Below are 15,308 nucleotides of genomic sequence, written 5' to 3' on the forward strand. Positions count from 1 at the left end.
TCAGTCGTTGATGGCGGGCTGCTCGGCCAGCGCCTTGGCGGTGGCGTCCTTCCAGGCCATCCAGCTCAGCAGCGCGCACTTGACCCGGGCCGGGTACTTGGAGACGCCGGCGAACGCGACCGCGTCCTCCAGCACCTCCTCGTCGCCCTCGGCCTGGCCCTTGCTCTGCATCAGCTCCAGGAAGGCCTCCTGGATCGCCTGCGCGTCGCCCACGGACCGGCCGACCACCAGGTCGTTCAGCACCGAGGCGCTGGCCTGGCTGATCGAGCAGCCCTGCGACTCGTAGGAGACGTCGACGACGGTGGCGCCGTCCAGCCGCACCCGCAGGGTGATCTCGTCACCGCAGGTGGGGTTGACGTGGTGCACCTCCGCGTCACCGTCCCGCAGCCCCTTGCCGTGGGGGTTGCGGTAGTGGTCCAGGATGATCTCCTGGTACATCGAGTCGAGCTTCATCGCGATCCCCGTCCCCTCAGCCGAAGAAGTTCCGGACGTGGTGCAGGCCGTCGATCAGGGCATCGACCTCGGCCGGCGTGGAGTACAGGTAGAACGACGCCCTGGTGGTCGCAGGAATTCCGTACCGCAGGCAGACCGGGCGCGCGCAATGGTGACCGACCCGGACGGCGATGCCCTGCTCGTCCAGCACCTGGCCCACGTCGTGCGGGTGGATGTCGCCGAGCACGAAGGAGATCGCCGCGCCGCGGTCCACCGCCGTGCGCGGACCGATGATCCGCAGGTCGGGCACCTCCAGCAGGCGCTCCACCGCGTACTCGGTGATCGCGTGCTCGTGGGCCGCGATCCGGTCCATGCCGATCGCCGACAGGTAGTCCACGGCCGCACCGAGACCGACCGCCTGGGCGATCGGCGGGGTGCCCGCCTCGAACTTGTGCGGCGCCGGGGCGTAGGTCGAGGCGCCCATGGTGACGGTCTCGATCATCTCGCCGCCGCCCAGGAACGGCGGGAGGTCCTCCAGCAGCTCCTGCCGGCCCCAGAGCACGCCGATCCCGGTCGGGGCCAGCATCTTGTGGCCGGTGAAGGCGACGAAGTCGGCCTCCAGCGCCTGCACGTCCAGCACCATGTGCGGGGCGGCCTGCGAGGCGTCGATCAGCACCAGCGCGCCGACCGACTGGGCCTTGCGGACGATCGCCTCGACCGGGTTGACCGTGCCCAGCAGGTTGGACACCAGCGTGAACGAGACGATCTTCGTCTTCTCGGTGATCAGCTCGTCGATGTTCGACAGGTCCAGCCGGCCGTCGTCGGTCAGGCCGAACCACTTCAGCTTCGCACCGGTGCGCTGCGCGAGCAGCTGCCACGGGACGATGTTGGAGTGGTGCTCCATCTCGGTGATGACGATCTCCGCGTCCGCGTCCACGCGGTACGGCTCGTCGGCCCAACCGAGCATGTTGGCGACCAGGTTGAGCGACTCCGAGGCGTTCTTGGTGAAGATCACCTCGTCCCGGCTCGGCGCGTTGATGAACGCCGCGACCTTGTCGCGGGCGCCCTCGTACAGCGCCGTGGCCTCCTCGGCCAGCACGTGCACGCCGCGGTGCACGTTGGCGTTGTGCTGCTCGTAGTAGGCGTTCAGGGCTTCCAGCACCTGGCGCGGCTTCTGCGAGGTCGCCGCGTTGTCCAGGTACACCAGCGGCTTGCCGTCGTGCAGCACCCGCTGCAGGATCGGGAAGTCCTTGCGGATCGCGTCGCCGAAGCCCTGCGCCTCGGTCAGGAGCCCGGCGAGCGCCGAGCCGGGATGGGTTGTCACTCGGAAGCGCCGCCCTTCACGTAGGACTCGTAGCCCTCGTTCTCCAGCTTGTCGGCCAGCTCCGCACCGCCGGACTCGACGATCCGGCCGGCCGCGAAGACGTGGACGTGGTCGGGCTTGATGTACCGCAGGATGCGGGTGTAGTGGGTGACCAGCAGGGTGCCGACCTCGCCGGTCGAGCGGACCCGGTTGATGCCCTCGGAGACCACCCGCAGGGCGTCCACGTCGAGGCCGGAGTCGGTCTCGTCGAGGATCGCGATCTTCGGCTTGAGCAGCTCCAGCTGGAGGATCTCGTGGCGCTTCTTCTCGCCGCCGGAGAAGCCCTCGTTGACGTTGCGCTCGGCGAACGCCGGGTCCATCTGCAGGCCGGCCATCGCCTCCTTGACCTCCTTGACCCACAGCCGCAGCTTGGGGGCCTCGCCGCGGACGGCGGTGGCGGCGGTGCGCAGGAAGTTGGAGACCGAGACGCCGGGCACCTCGACCGGGTACTGCATCGCCAGGAAGACGCCGGCGCGGGCCCGCTCGTCGACCGACATCGCCAGCACGTCCTCGCCGTCCAGCAGCACCTCGCCGCCGGTGACGGTGTACTTCGGGTGGCCGGCCAGCGAGTACGCCAGGGTGGACTTGCCGGAGCCGTTGGGGCCCATGATGGCGTGGGTCTCGCCCTGCTTCACGGTCAGGTCGACGCCGCGGAGGATCTCGCGGGGGCCGTTCTCGGCCTCGACGGAGACGTGCAGGTCGCGGATTTCAAGGGTTGCCATGGGGACTCAGGACTCCTGGTTGACGGAGACGAGCACATCGTCCCCTTCGATCTTGACGGGGTAGACGGGGACCGGCTTGGTGGCGGGCAGTCCGGAGGGCTTGCCGGTGCGCAGGTCGAAGCTGGAGCCGTGCAGCCAGCACTCGATCATGCAGTCCTCGACCTCGCCCTCGGCGAGCGAGACGTTGGCGTGCGAGCAGGTGTCGTTGATCGCGAACACCTCGCCCTCGGTGCGGACCAGGGTGACCGGGATCCCGTTGAGCTCGACCCGCTTGGGCTCGTCCTCCGCGAGGTCGGTCAGCGCGCAGGCGCGGAGAAAGCTCATGCGACGTTCTCTTCCAGCTCCGCTTCGATCTTCTCCATCAGGCGGTCCTGGATCTCCGCGACGCCGATCTGCTGGACCAGCTCGGCGAAGAAGCCGCGCACCACCAGGCGGCGGGCCTCCTCGGCCGGGATGCCGCGGGCCTGCAGGTAGAACAGCTGCTCGTCGTCGAAGCGGCCGGTCGCCGAGGCGTGGCCGGCGCCGGCGATCTCGCCGGTCTCGATCTCCAGGTTCGGGATCGAGTCGACCCGGGCGCCGTCGGTCAGCACCAGGTTCCGGTTGAGCTCGTAGGTGTCGGTGCCCTCGGCCGCGGCGCGGATCAGCACGTCGCCGACCCAGACCGCGTGCGCGTCCTGGCCCTGCAGCGCACCCTTGTAGGCCACGTTGGAGCGGCAGTGCGGCGTGTCGTGGTCGATGACCAGCCGGTGCTCCAGGTGCTGGCCGGCGTCGGCGAAGTAGAGCCCGAACAGGTCGGCCTCGCCGCCGGGGGCGGCGTAGTTGACCCGCGGGTGCAGCCGGACCAGGTCGCCGCCGAAGGTGACCACCACGGACTTGAACGAGGCGTCCCGGCCGACCAGCGCGGTGTGCTGGGCGGCGTACACCGCGTCCCGCTCCCAGTCCTGGATCGAGACGAAGGTGAGCTTGGCGCCGTCGCCGACCAGCAGCTCGACGTTGGCGGCCCGGGTGCCGGTGCCGGTGTGGTTGACCACCACGACCGCCTCGGCGAACGGCTTGACGTCGATCACCACGTGGGCGAAGCGGACCCCGCCCTCGCCGTGCACGTCGATCCGGACCGGCTCGGTGAGCACCGTCTCCTTGGGGACGGTGACCACCAGCGCCTGCTCGAACGAGCTGAACGCCTGCGCGGCGACCCGGTCGACCGGCTTGCCCGCGGTGCCGATCCGCGCGTCGTCCCGGCCGACGAGGTCGGCGGTGACGCCCTCGGGCAGGCCGAGGTCGATCTTGTCCTCGCCCTGGACCCCGCTCGCGGCGGTGCCGTCGTGCAGCCCGCCCAGCCGGTGCAGCGGGGTGAACCGCCAGTCCTCCTCGCGGCCGTGCGGCACGGGGAAGTCGTTCACGTCGAACGAGGGCTTGACCGAGACGCGGGCGTCGATCGGCTGCTTGACCGTGGACCGGCCGGTGCCGGGGCCGGCCAGCTGGGCGCCGGCGCCGGCCGTGCCGACCTCGATCGAACCGGCGGTGGTGGAGCCGGTGCTGTTGTTGACGTCAGCCATGGCTGTCGTGGTGCTCTCTTCCTAAGGGTGTGGACTGGACTGCGTGCGGCCGTGCGTCAGCCGACGGAGCCCTCCATCTGCAGCTCGATCAGCCGGTTCAGCTCCAGCGCGTACTCCATCGGCAGCTCGCGCGCGATCGGCTCGACGAAGCCGCGGACGATCATCGCCATCGCCTCGAACTCGGTCATGCCGCGGCTCATCAGGTAGAAGAGCTGGTCCTCGCTGACCTTGGAGACGGTCGCCTCGTGGCCCATCGACACGTCGTCCTCGCGGACGTCGACGTACGGGTAGGTGTCCGAGCGGGAGATGGTGTCGACCAGCAGCGCGTCGCAGAGCACGTTGGACTTGGCGCCCTTGGAGCCCTCGCCGATCTCGATCAGGCCGCGGTAGGAGGTCCGGCCGCCGCCCCGCGCCACCGACTTGGAGACGATGTTGGAGGAGGTGTTCGGCGCCATGTGCACCATCTTGGCGCCGGCGTCCTGGTGCTGGCCCTCGCCCGCGAACGCGATCGACAGGGTCTCGCCCTTGGCGTGCTCGCCCATCAGGTACACGGCCGGGTACTTCATGGTGACCTTGGAGCCGATGTTGCCGTCGACCCACTCCATGGTCGCGCCCTCGTACGCCACGGCGCGCTTGGTGACCAGGTTGTAGACGTTGTTCGACCAGTTCTGGATGGTCGTGTAGCGGCAGCGGCCGCCCTTCTTGACGATGATCTCCACCACGGCGCTGTGCAGCGAGTCCGAGGAGTAGATCGGCGCGGTGCAGCCCTCGACGTAGTGGACGTAGGCGTCCTCGTCGACGATGATCAGCGTCCGCTCGAACTGGCCCATGTTCTCGGTGTTGATCCGGAAGTAGGCCTGCAGCGGGATGTCGACGTGCACGCCCTTCGGCACGTAGATGAACGATCCGCCGGACCACACGGCCGTGTTCAGCGCGGCGAACTTGTTGTCACCCGCCGGGATGACGGTGCCGAAGTACTCCTTGAAGAGCTCCGGGTGCTCCTTGAGCGCGGTGTCGGTGTCCAGGAAGATGACGCCCTGCTCCTCCAGGTCCTCGCGGATCTGGTGGTAGACGACCTCGGACTCGTACTGCGCGGCGACACCGGCGACCAGGCGCTGCTTCTCCGCCTCCGGGATGCCCAGCCTGTCGTACGTCGCCTTGATGTCGGCGGGCAGGTCCTCCCAGGACTCGGCCTGCTTCTCGGTCGAGCGCACGAAGTACTTGATGTTGTCGAAGTCGATGCCGGTGAGGTCCGAGCCCCAGGTCGGCATGGGCTTCTTGCCGAACAGCTTCAGGCCCTTGAGCCGCAGGTTCAGCATCCACTCGGACTCGGACTTCTTCGCCGAGATGTCGCGGACGACGTCCTCGCTGAGGCCTCGCTTGGCGGTGGCACCCGCGGTGTCGGAGTCCGACCAGCCGTACTCGTAGGTGCCCAGGCCCTCGAGCTCCGGGTGTGCGATGTCAGTCATGCGAGGTTCCTCCGCGCGGACGAGCCGATTCGTGTCGGGACGTACCGACAGTCGGCACGGCACCGGGCCCCCGCTCGGCGGGGGACGGTGCGGCACCGGGTGCCGGCACATAGGTGGTGCAGACCCCGTCGCCGTGGGCGATGGTGGCCAGCCTTTGCACATGGGTGCCCAGCAGCTGCGAGAAGACCTCGGTCTCCGCCTCGCAGAGCTGCGGGAACTGCTCGGCGATGTGCGCGACCGGGCAGTGGTGCTGGCAGAGCTGGGCCCCGACCGGGGCCTTGGCCGCCGACGCGGCGGGCACCCGCCGCACCGTGGCAGCGTACCCGTCGGCGCTCAGCGCCTGGGCGAGCGCCTCCGCGCGCCCGCCCTCCTCGGCCTGCGCCAGGAGCCGCCGGTACTTCTCGCCCTGCTGGTGGAAGCGGGCCCGGGCGAACGCCGCGACCGCCTCCTCCCCGGCCTTGCCGCCGCCCACCGTCTCGGAGATCCAGCGCAGTGCGTCGGCGGCGAGCTGGTCGTACGCCTGGTAGAAGGCGTCGCGGCCGCACTCGGTGAGGGCGAAGACCTTGGCCGGGCGACCCCGGCCCCGGCTGCCGTAGACCCGCTGCTCCCGGGACTCCACCAGGCCGGCGGCGGCCAGCGAGTCCAGGTGCCGGCGGACGGCGGCCGCGGTCAGCCCCAGGCGGCTGGCCAGGTCGGCGGCGGAGGAGGGGCCGTGGTCGAGGATCGAGCGGGCGACCCGGTCACGGGTCGCCCGGTGACCGTCCACCGCCGCTTCGACCGCCGGCGCGGGCACCGTCGGCGCGGCGGCCGGATCGGCCTCCGGCTCCTGGTCGTGCTCGCGCAGGTATTTCACAACACGATTGTTGCGTAATTCCCTCGGGAAGGACAAGCCGTGATCCACGCCTCATCCGTGGCTTCAATCACGCAGGTAAGCCTTACCTGACCTGCGGAAATGATCAAAGGAGGGCGCGCGCGGCCCCCGCCACCGGCCCTCTTAGACTCCCCGGTATGCAGACAGAACCCGCGGTCGAGGTGGCCGGCCTGGTCAAACGGTACGGCGCCAAACTCGCCGTCGACGGTCTTGACCTGGCCATCTCTCGCGGCACGGTGACCGCCGTGCTCGGGCCCAACGGAGCCGGCAAGACCACCACCATCGAGACCTGCGAGGGCTACCGGCGCCCCGACGCCGGCACCGTCCGGGTGCTCGGGCTCGACCCGGTGGCCGACGCGGCCCGGCTGCGGCCCCGGATCGGCGTGATGCTCCAGTCGGGTGGCGTGTACGCCGGCGCGCGCGCCGTCGAGATGCTCCGACACACCGCGCGCCTGTACGCCGACCCGCTGCCGGTCGACCCGCTGGTCGAACGGCTCGGCCTCGGCTCCTGCGGCCGCACCACCTACCGCCGGCTCTCCGGCGGCCAGCAGCAGCGCCTCGCGCTGGCGATGGCCGTGGTCGGCCGCCCCGAGCTGGTCTTCCTGGACGAGCCCACCGCCGGCCTCGACCCGCAGGCCCGCCGCGCCACCTGGGAGCTGGTCCGCGAGCTGCGCGACAGCGGCGTCACCGTGGTGGTCACCACCCACCACATGGACGAGGCCGAGCAGCTGGCCGACCAGGTCGCGATCGTCGACCACGGCCGGGTGATCGCCACCGGCAGCCCCGAGCAGCTCTGCCGCGGCGGCGCGGAGAGCAGCCTGCGCTTCGACGGCCCGCCCGGCCTGGACCTGGCCGGCCTGCTCAAGGTGCTGCCCTCGGGCGCCGAGGCCACCGAGCCCGCGCCCGGCTCCTACCGGGTCACCGCCCCGGTCGACCCCCGGCTGCTGGCCACCGTCACCGCCTGGTGCGCGGAGGCCGGCGTGATGCCGGAGAAGCTGGCCGTGCAGCGGCGCAGCCTCGAAGACGTCTTCCTCGATCTGACCGGACGGGAACTGCGCTCGTGACCACCTACGAACCCCGGCCCGGCGCCGCCCCCGTCGGCCGGATGCTGCTGGCGCAGACAGCGCTGGAGACCAGGATGCTGCTGCGCAACGGCGAGCAGCTGCTGCTGACGGTGATCATCCCGACCGTGCTGCTGGTGCTGTTCAGCGCCGTGGACGTGGTCACGGTCGAGGGCCCCGGCAAGCGGGTGGACTTCCTGGCACCGGGCCTGCTGGCGCTCGCGGTGATGTCCACCGCATTCACCGGCCAGGCGATCGCCACCGGCTTCGAGCGCCGCTACGGGGTGCTTAAGCGGCTGGGCTCGACCCCGCTGCCGCGCTGGGCGCTGCTCACCGCGAAGACCGGCTGCGTGCTGGTCACCGAGGTGCTCCAGGTGCTGCTGCTGTCGGCGATCGCGCTCGCCCTCGGCTGGTCCCCGCAGGGCAACCCGCTCGCGGTGGCGGCGCTGCTGGTGCTGGGCACCGCCGCGTTCTCCGGGCTCGGCCTGCTGATGGCGGGCACCCTGCGCGCGGAGGCCACCCTGGCCGCCGCCAACCTGGTGTTCGTCCTGCTGCTGCTGGCCGGCGGCGTGGTGGTCCCGCTGTCGAAGTTCCCGGCCGCCGTCCGCCCGGTGCTGGAGCTGCTGCCGATCGGCGCGCTCTCGGACGGGCTGCGCGCGGTGCTCCAGCACGGCGCGGGGGTGCCCTGGTCGGACCTCGGCCTGCTGGCCGGCTGGTCGGTGCTGGGCCTTGGCCTGGCGGCGCGGTTCTTCCGCTGGGAGTGAGCGGGCCGGGGCGGGCCCGGCCGGACCCGCCCCAAGATCGGACATAAGCCCACCTAGGATGAGCGGGTGCGTACCCCCACCTCCCTCCTCGCCGACCGCTGGCACCCGACCGCCGAGACCGTCCGGCGGGCCACTCTCGCGGCGGTGGTGATGAGCGTGGTCATCGTGATCACCGGCGGCGCCGTCCGGCTCACCGCCTCCGGCCTCGGCTGCACCACCTGGCCCAGCTGCACCGGCGAGAGCCTGACCCCGACGCCCGCGATGGGCGTGCACGGCATCATCGAGTTCACCAACCGGATGCTCACCTACGTGCTGTGCGCGGCGATCGGCTGGGCCACCCTGGCGGCCCGCTGCGCCCGCCCCTGGCGGCGCGGGCTCACCCGGCTGGGCTGGGCCCAGTTCTGGCTGGTGGTGAGCAACGCCGTGATCGGCGGCCTGAGCGTGCTCACCCACCTGAACCCGTACGTGGTCGCGCTGCACATGGTGGCGGCGATGGGCCTGGTCTGGGTCGCGGTGCTGATGTGGGAGCGCTCGAAGGAGGGGGACGGCGCGCCGCGGCCGCTGGTCGCCCGCCCGATCCTCCAGCTGTCGCGGGTGCTGGTGCTGGTGGTCGGCCTGCTGGTGCTGGCCGGCACCCTGGTCACCGGCGCGGGCCACCACCCGGGCTCCTCCGGCACGCTGGACAAGCCGGTGCGCCGGATCATGCTGGACTACGACCGGCTCGCCCAGGCCCACGCCGACCTGGCCTTCGTCGCGGTCGGCCTGACCATCGCGGTGGTCTTCGTGTTCGCCGCCGTGAAGGCCCCGCCGGCCGCCCGGGCCCGGGTCCGCGACCTGATGGCCGTCCTGCTGCTGCAGGGGCTGCTGGGCTTCGTGCAGTACTTCACCGACGCCCCCGAGGTGATGGTGGGCGTGCACATGCTGGGCGCCGCGCTGACCTGGATCGCCGCGCTGCGGATCCCGTTCGCGCTGCGGGAGCGGACCGAGCCGACCGGCGCGGTGCCCGCGGTGCCCGCGCCGCAGGCCGCCGCCGTCTGATCCGGCCCGTGCGAAGGGCCCCCGAGCGCTGCTCGGGGGCCCTTCGCGTGCGTCTGCGGGCGGCTCAGCCGCCGATCTGGATGCCGGCCATCCGCTTCCACTCGTAGGCGCCGGTCCGCACCTTGAGGCCGAGCTCACCCTCGAAGGAGTCGTGCACCTTCACCCCGGCCAGCTCGGCGGCGCGCAGGCCGACGGCGTGGGTCGGGGCGACCTGGTCGCCCCAGGCGCCGTCCGCGCCGACCACGACGATCCGGGTGGCGGTGCGGCCGACGTACTCGACGACGCCCTCGGCGCTGCCGCCGTGCTGGGCGGCGAAGCGGGTCAGGTGCTTGGCGATGCGCTTGGCCCGCCGCTCGGCGCGGGCGTCGGGCGCGGCGGTGGTGGCGTTCTCTGCGCTGGTCATGCCCGCATGCTACCGATCGGTAGCCCGGCTCGCGACGGGAGCACGGTGTGCGGCGGGCCACACCGGCGGCGGCTAGCCTGGACCGGTGACGTTCGAAGGCTGGCAGGACGAGGCGCTGGAGTTCTACGAGCGGCTGGAGGCCGACAACTCGAAGGACTTCTGGACCGCCCACAAGGAGCTGTACGAGCGCGCGGTGCGCGAGCCGATGGCCGAGCTGCTGGAGCAGCTGGAGCCGGAGTTCGGCCCCGGCAAGATCTTCCGCCCGCACCGCGACGTCCGGTTCAGCGCCGACAAGGCGCCGTACAAGACGCACATCGGCGGCTACCTGGCGGCCGGCGGTTACATCCAGCTCTCCGCCGACGGGCTGGCCTGCGGCAACGGGATGTACCGGCTGGCGTCCGACCAGCTGGAGCGCTACCGGGCGGCGGTCGCCGAGGATCTGAGCGGGGCCGAGCTGGAGCGGGTGATCACCCGGGTCGGCCGCGCCGGCCCGGTGGTCTCCGGCCGCGACGCCCTGCGGACCGCGCCGCGCGGCTACCCCAAGGACCACCCGCGGATCGGGCTGCTGCGCAACAAGGGCCTGGTCGCCTGGCAGGACTGGGAGCCGGCCGACTGGCTGGGCACCCCGGAGACGTACCGCCGGATCACCGCCTTCCTGCGGGTCTCGCAGCCGCTCAAGGACTGGCTGGACGAGCACGTCGGCCCGAGCGAGCTGCCGGCACGCTGAAGGGCCCCCGCCGGCGTACCGGCGAGGGCCCTCCAGGAGTTGCGGCTACTTGACGAAGGGGTCGACCGCGATGACCACGAACAGCAGGGTCAGGTAGGTGATCGACCAGTGGAACAGGCGCATCTCCTTGAGCTTGGCGCCCACCAGACCGGCCTTGGCGCGGGCGTGCAGCCCGTGCGCCTCCTTCAGCCAGGCCGCGCCGAGCACCGCCGCCGCCACCGGGTACAGCCAGCTGGTGTCCGCCAGCGGCCACAGCGCCAGCGAGACCAGCACCATGACCCAGGAGTACGCGACGATCTGCCGGGCCACCGCCAGGTTGCCCTTGATCACCGGGAGCATCGGCACGCCGGCCCGGGCGTAGTCCTCGCGGACCTTCATCGACAGCGGCCAGTAGTGCGGCGGCGTCCAGAAGAAGATCACCAGGAACAGCACCAGGGCCGACCAGGACAGCGAGTTCGTCACCGCGGCCCAGCCGACGAAGACCGGCATGCAGCCGGCGATGCCGCCCCAGACGATGTTCTGCGCGGTGCGGCGCTTGAGGCCCAGGGTGTAGACGAAGACGTAGAAGAGGAGCGCGGCCAGCGCCAGCGCCGAGGCCAGCGCGTTGACCAGCAGGCCCAGCCACAGGGTCGAGCCGACCGCCAGGGCGATGCCGAAGACCAGCGCCTCGCGCGGCGAGACCATGCCGGTGACCAGCGGCCGCCGCTCGGTGCGGGTCATCACCGCGTCGATGTCGCGGTCGATGTACATGTTGAGCGCGTTGGCGCCGCCCGCCGACAGGTAGCCGCCCACCACGACCCAGAGCACCAGCAGCGGGTCCGGCACCCCGCGCTGCGCCAGGAACATCACCGGCACGGTGGTGATCAGCAGCAGCTCGATGATCCGAGGCTTGGTCAGTGCGACGAAGGCCCCGACACGGGCCCCGAACGGCCGATGCGCAGGCGTCGCTCCGACCGCCCCGGCGGGGCGGGATTCGACGGCGGTCACGAACACCCCAACTCACGATGAACCTTCACAGGCGTCCACCGGACCTCTGGGGTGCCGATACGTCCGCTCTGCGCGTACCACGCCACCTTAGACGCTCCATATCTCCCGACCGGCCCCGGGGTACCCCGGCGAGCCGAACCGCACACCGCCGGGTGAATCACCCCAGACCGGACATGACATATGACCGCCGATGCCCCCATTTGCACCACTCCCCCGTCTTGCTCCTCGGACGGGCGAAACGGGGGATTTTCGATGAAGGTAGGACAGAGGAGCTGACACAGTGCCAAGGGAATGGGCCCTCCCGATCCCCGGTTGTCCCACCACGCAGGGTGAGGGGCTCCATGAGCGGTAGGCTCGCACAGAGAAGCGGGATCAACCCTCCGTGACCGGCACCATCGATGCGTCCGGCCCACAGCGACGTGGCCGACCCGGTCCCCTTCACGGGGTCACACTTCACTATGGAAGGAGCCCTGAGTCAGGGTGAGCACGACGCCGAACGTATTCGAGTGGACCGAACTGGACCAGAGGGCCGTGGACACCGCCCGGGTCCTGGCCATGGACGCCGTGCAGAAGGTGGGCAACGGCCACCCCGGCACGGCGATGTCCCTGGCCCCCGCGGCTTACGTGATCTTCCAGCGCTTCCTGCGCCACGACCCGACCGACCCCTCCTGGGTGGGCCGCGACCGCTTCGTGCTGTCCCCGGGCCACACCTCGCTGACGCTCTACACCCAGCTGTTCCTGTCCGGGTACGGGCTGTCGCTGGAGGACCTGAAGGCGTTCCGGGTCGCCGGCAGCCGCACCCCGGGCCACCCGGAGCACGGCCACACCGCAGGCGTGGAGACCACCACCGGCCCGCTCGGCCAGGGCATCGCCAACGCCGTGGGCATGGCGATGGCGGCCCGCTACGAGCGCGGCCTGTTCGACCCGGAGGCGCCCGCCGGCGAGTCCCCGTTCGACCACACCATCTGGGCCATCGTCTCCGACGGCGACCTGGAGGAGGGCATCTCCGCGGAGGCGTCCTCGCTGGCCGGCCACCAGAAGCTGGGCAACCTGGTCGCGCTGTACGACGACAACCACATCTCGATCGAGGGCGACACCGCGACCGCCTTCTCCGAGGACGTCCTGGCCCGCTACGAGGCCTACGGCTGGCACGTCCAGCGGATCACCCCGAAGTCCGACGGCGACGTGGACGTCTTCGCCCTCGCCGAGGCGCTGGAGGCTGCGAAGGCCGAGACCTCGCGCCCGTCGATGATCGCGATGCGCACCATCATCGCCTGGCCGGCCCCGGACGCCCAGAACACCGCCAAGGCGCACGGCTCCGCGCTCGGCGACGCCGAGATCGCCGCCACCAAGAAGGTCCTCGGCTTCTCGCCGGAGAAGACCTTCGAGGTGTCGGAGGCGGTCCTGGAGCACGCCCGGCACGTGATCCAGCGCGGCAAGGCCGCCCGGACCGAGTGGGAGCAGGGCTTCCACGCCTGGCACGCCGCCAACCCGCAGCGCGCCGCCGACTTCGACCGGATCCAGATCGGCGAGCTCCCGGCCGGCTGGGAGAAGTCCGTGCCGACCTTCCCGGCCGGCAAGGAGGTCGCCACCCGCAAGGCGTCCGGCGAGACCCTCAAGGCGCTCGGCGCGGTGATCCCGGAGCTGTGGGGCGGCTCGGCCGACCTCGCGGAGTCCAACCTCACCACGATCGACGAGGACAGCTCCTTCCTCCCCGCCGACAACCCGCTGAAGTCCGCGAGCCCGTACGGCCGCACCATCCACTTCGGCATCCGCGAGCACGCCATGGGCTCGGCCATGAACGGCATCGCGCTGCACGGCCGCACCCGGGTGTTCGGCGGCACCTTCCTGGTCTTCGCCGACTACATGCGCCCGGCCGTCCGGCTCGCCGCGCTGATGAAGCTGCCGGTCACCTACGTCTGGACGCACGACTCGATCGGCCTCGGCGAGGACGGCCCGACCCACCAGCCGGTCGAGCACCTGGCCGCGCTGCGGGCGATCCCGGGCCTGGCCATGGTCCGCCCGGCCGACGCCAACGAGACCGCGGTGGCCTGGCGCACCGTGCTGGAGCGGCACACCAGCCACCCCGGCCCGGTCGGCCTGGCCCTCACCCGGCAGAACGTGCCGACCTTCGACCGCGAGGTGTTCGGCTCCGCCGAGGGCACCGCGAAGGGCGGCTACGTGCTGGCCGAGGCCTCCGACGGCGCCCCCAAGGTGATCCTGATCGGCACCGGCTCCGAGGTCCAGCTCGCCGTCCAGGCCCGCGAGGCCCTGGAGGCCGAGGGCGTCCCGACCCGCGTGGTCTCGATGCCGTCGATCGAGTGGTTCAACGAGCAGGACCAGGCGTACCGCGACAGCGTGCTGCCGCCGAACGTCCGTGCCCGGGTCTCGGTCGAGGCCGGCATCGCCCAGGGCTGGCGCGAGCTGGTCGGCGACGCCGGTCGGATCATCAGCCTGGAGCACTTCGGCGCCTCCGCCGACTACAAGGTGCTCTTCCAGGAGTTCGGCCTGACCGCCGACGCGGTCGCGGGCGCCGCCCGCGCCTCGCTCCGCACGGTCGAGGCCGTCTCCCGATAGCACCGCCTGGGCCGGGGTGGCCGACCGCACATCGGCCGCCCCGGCCCGTCTGACGACCCCACAGCAGACGAACGAAGACACGAAGAAGAGGACTGAGCACCATGACTGACGCACTGAAGCGCCTCAGCGACGAAGGCGTGGCGATTTGGCTGGACGACCTCAGCCGTGACCGGCTGAACACCGGGAACCTGGCCGAGCTGGTGCAGAACAAGCACGTCGTGGGGGTCACCACCAACCCGACCATCTTCCAGAAGGCCATCGGCGGCAGCAGCACCGCCTACGACGGCCAGCTGCGCGACCTCGCCGTCCGCAAGGTCACCACGGACGAGGCCGTCCGCATGATCACCACCTGCGACGTCCGGGACGCGGCCGACGTGCTGCGCTCGGTCTACGACGCCTCCAACGGCCGCGACGGCCGGGTCTCCATCGAGGTCGACCCGCGCCTGGCGCACGAGACCGCCGCGACCGTGGCCGAGGCCAAGCAGCTGTGGTGGCTGGTCGACCGCCCGAACGTGTTCATCAAGATCCCCGCCACCAAGGCCGGCCTGCCCGCCATCACCGAGGTGCTCGGCAAGGGCATCAGCGTCAACGTCACGCTGATCTTCTCGCTGGAGCGCTACCGCGCCGTGATGGACGCCTACCTCTCCGGCCTGGAGAAGGCCAAGGCCGCCGGCCTGGACCTGTCCTCGATCGAGTCGGTCGCCTCGTTCTTCGTCTCCCGGGTCGACACCGAGATCGACAAGCGCCTGGAGAAGATCGGCGGCGACGCCAAGAACCTCCGCTCCAAGGCCGCGCTGGCCAACGCCCGCCTCGCCTACCAGGCGTACGAGGAGGTCTTCGGCAGCGAGCGCTGGAAGGCCCTGGAGTCCGCCGGTGCCAAGCCGCAGCGCCCGCTCTGGGCCTCCACCGGCGTCAAGGACCCGGCCCTGCCGGACACCCTGTACGTCACCGAGCTGGTCGCCCCCGGCACCGTGAACACGATGCCCGAGGCCACCCTGGACGCCACCGACGACCACGGCGCCGTCACCGGTGACACCATCACCGGCACCTACGCGGACGCCGCGTCCGTGATGGCCGCCCTCGCCGCCGCCGGCGTCGACTACGACGACGTCGTCCAGGTGCTGGAGGACGAGGGCGTCGAGAAGTTCGAGGCCTCCTGGAACGAGCTGCTCGACACCGTGACGGCGTCGCTGGCCTCGTTCGCGAACGAGAAGTGACCCTGCTCGCCGCCATCGCACTGGAAGCGGAGCCCATCACGTGAGCAACACTCAGCCGTACCCGGATGTCGAGGGGGCCGACGTCGAGCAGGTCGACGCCCAGCTCGTCCCCGCCAACCCG

15 protein-coding genes are annotated in these 15,308 nt (G+C 71.3%); 6 read left to right on the forward strand and 9 right to left on the reverse strand.

The window, feature by feature from the left end; all coding sequences use genetic code 11:
* Genes sufU through ABT014_RS16895 form a run of 7 tightly spaced genes read right to left on the reverse strand, consistent with a single transcriptional unit; the run spans position 1 to position 6,395 of the window.
* The gene (gene sufU / locus ABT014_RS16865; RefSeq protein ID WP_350639528.1) at positions 1-453 is read right to left on the reverse strand and encodes a Fe-S cluster assembly sulfur transfer protein SufU; all 453 of its coding nucleotides are present in this window, start codon (positions 451-453) and stop codon (positions 1-3) included.
* A gap of 16 nt (positions 454-469) precedes the next feature.
* Entirely contained in the window at positions 470-1,720 is a 1,251-nt protein-coding gene (locus ABT014_RS16870) for a cysteine desulfurase (RefSeq protein ID WP_350639636.1), read from the reverse strand.
* 32 nt (positions 1,721-1,752) lie between these two features.
* Positions 1,753-2,517, reverse strand: a complete 765-nt coding sequence (gene sufC, locus ABT014_RS16875; protein ID WP_350639529.1) for a Fe-S cluster assembly ATPase SufC — start codon at positions 2,515-2,517, stop codon at positions 1,753-1,755.
* Between the two features lie 6 nt (positions 2,518-2,523).
* A complete protein-coding gene (locus ABT014_RS16880) occupies positions 2,524-2,841 on the reverse strand; it encodes a bifunctional 3-phenylpropionate/cinnamic acid dioxygenase ferredoxin subunit (protein WP_350639530.1) in 318 nt (105 codons plus the stop codon).
* Positions 2,838-4,073, reverse strand: coding sequence for a Fe-S cluster assembly protein SufD (sufD, locus tag ABT014_RS16885; protein ID WP_350639531.1), 1,236 nt, complete (start codon positions 4,071-4,073; stop codon positions 2,838-2,840). The genes ABT014_RS16880 and sufD overlap by 4 nt, the downstream gene beginning before the upstream one ends.
* A gap of 56 nt (positions 4,074-4,129) precedes the next feature.
* On the reverse strand, positions 4,130-5,542 hold the full coding sequence (sufB, locus tag ABT014_RS16890; RefSeq protein WP_350639532.1) for a Fe-S cluster assembly protein SufB: 1,413 nt from the start codon (positions 5,540-5,542) through the stop codon (positions 4,130-4,132).
* Complete coding sequence (locus tag ABT014_RS16895; RefSeq protein ID WP_502894991.1) at positions 5,535-6,395, reverse strand: helix-turn-helix transcriptional regulator; 861 nt, start codon at positions 6,393-6,395, stop codon at positions 5,535-5,537. The genes sufB and ABT014_RS16895 overlap by 8 nt, the downstream gene beginning before the upstream one ends.
* A 155-nt stretch (positions 6,396-6,550) precedes the next feature.
* Between ABT014_RS16895 and ABT014_RS16900 the strand changes: the two genes are divergently transcribed.
* From ABT014_RS16900 to ABT014_RS16910, 3 genes are all read left to right on the forward strand, one after another.
* Positions 6,551-7,477: an ABC transporter ATP-binding protein gene (locus ABT014_RS16900; RefSeq protein ID WP_350639533.1), complete on the forward strand. Its 927-nt coding sequence runs from the start codon at positions 6,551-6,553 to the stop codon at positions 7,475-7,477.
* Positions 7,478-7,518: 41 nt separating this feature from the next.
* Positions 7,519-8,238 (forward strand): ABC transporter permease, encoded by a 720-nt coding sequence (locus tag ABT014_RS16905; protein WP_350639638.1) that lies wholly within the window; start codon positions 7,519-7,521, stop codon positions 8,236-8,238.
* A gap of 66 nt (positions 8,239-8,304) precedes the next feature.
* On the forward strand, positions 8,305-9,276 hold the full coding sequence (locus ABT014_RS16910) for a COX15/CtaA family protein (RefSeq protein WP_350639534.1): 972 nt from the start codon (positions 8,305-8,307) through the stop codon (positions 9,274-9,276).
* 64 nt (positions 9,277-9,340) lie between these two features.
* Here ABT014_RS16910 and ABT014_RS16915 read toward each other — a convergent pair whose 3' ends face one another.
* Entirely contained in the window at positions 9,341-9,679 is a 339-nt protein-coding gene (locus tag ABT014_RS16915; protein ID WP_350639535.1) for a hypothetical protein, read from the reverse strand.
* A gap of 85 nt (positions 9,680-9,764) precedes the next feature.
* Between ABT014_RS16915 and ABT014_RS16920 the strand changes: the two genes are divergently transcribed.
* Positions 9,765-10,406: a DUF2461 domain-containing protein gene (locus ABT014_RS16920; RefSeq protein ID WP_350639536.1), complete on the forward strand. Its 642-nt coding sequence runs from the start codon at positions 9,765-9,767 to the stop codon at positions 10,404-10,406.
* Positions 10,407-10,451: 45 nt separating this feature from the next.
* Here ABT014_RS16920 and ABT014_RS16925 read toward each other — a convergent pair whose 3' ends face one another.
* Positions 10,452-11,393 (reverse strand): heme o synthase, encoded by a 942-nt coding sequence (locus tag ABT014_RS16925; protein ID WP_350639537.1) that lies wholly within the window; start codon positions 11,391-11,393, stop codon positions 10,452-10,454.
* A gap of 480 nt (positions 11,394-11,873) precedes the next feature.
* On the opposite strand from ABT014_RS16925, the gene tkt reads away from it, so the two are divergent.
* Positions 11,874-13,970 (forward strand): transketolase, encoded by a 2,097-nt coding sequence (gene tkt, locus ABT014_RS16930; protein WP_350639538.1) that lies wholly within the window; start codon positions 11,874-11,876, stop codon positions 13,968-13,970.
* 101 nt (positions 13,971-14,071) lie between these two features.
* Positions 14,072-15,187, forward strand: a complete 1,116-nt coding sequence (gene tal, locus ABT014_RS16935; protein WP_350639539.1) for a transaldolase — start codon at positions 14,072-14,074, stop codon at positions 15,185-15,187.
* Positions 15,188-15,308 lie beyond the last annotated feature (121 nt).

This window comes from Kitasatospora sp. NPDC094015 (genome assembly GCF_040304075.1).
In the GTDB taxonomy this organism is placed as follows: domain Bacteria; phylum Actinomycetota; class Actinomycetes; order Streptomycetales; family Streptomycetaceae; genus Kitasatospora.

Excerpts from the sequence above, each read along its gene's own strand:
- tal (WP_350639539.1), top strand. The coding sequence starts at position 14,072 with ATGACTGACGCACTGAAGCGCCTCAGCGACGAAGGCGTGGCGATTTGG.
- sufC (WP_350639529.1), bottom strand. The coding sequence starts at position 2,517 with ATGGCAACCCTTGAAATCCGCGACCTGCACGTCTCCGTCGAGGCCGAG.
- ABT014_RS16900 (WP_350639533.1), top strand. The coding sequence starts at position 6,551 with ATGCAGACAGAACCCGCGGTCGAGGTGGCCGGCCTGGTCAAACGGTAC.
- sufB (WP_350639532.1), bottom strand. The coding sequence starts at position 5,542 with ATGACTGACATCGCACACCCGGAGCTCGAGGGCCTGGGCACCTACGAG.
- sufD (WP_350639531.1), bottom strand. The coding sequence starts at position 4,073 with ATGGCTGACGTCAACAACAGCACCGGCTCCACCACCGCCGGTTCGATC.
- ABT014_RS16915 (WP_350639535.1), bottom strand. The coding sequence starts at position 9,679 with ATGACCAGCGCAGAGAACGCCACCACCGCCGCGCCCGACGCCCGCGCC.
- ABT014_RS16880 (WP_350639530.1), bottom strand. The coding sequence starts at position 2,841 with ATGAGCTTTCTCCGCGCCTGCGCGCTGACCGACCTCGCGGAGGACGAG.
- ABT014_RS16905 (WP_350639638.1), top strand. The coding sequence starts at position 7,519 with ATGCTGCTGGCGCAGACAGCGCTGGAGACCAGGATGCTGCTGCGCAAC.
- sufU (WP_350639528.1), bottom strand. The coding sequence starts at position 453 with ATGAAGCTCGACTCGATGTACCAGGAGATCATCCTGGACCACTACCGC.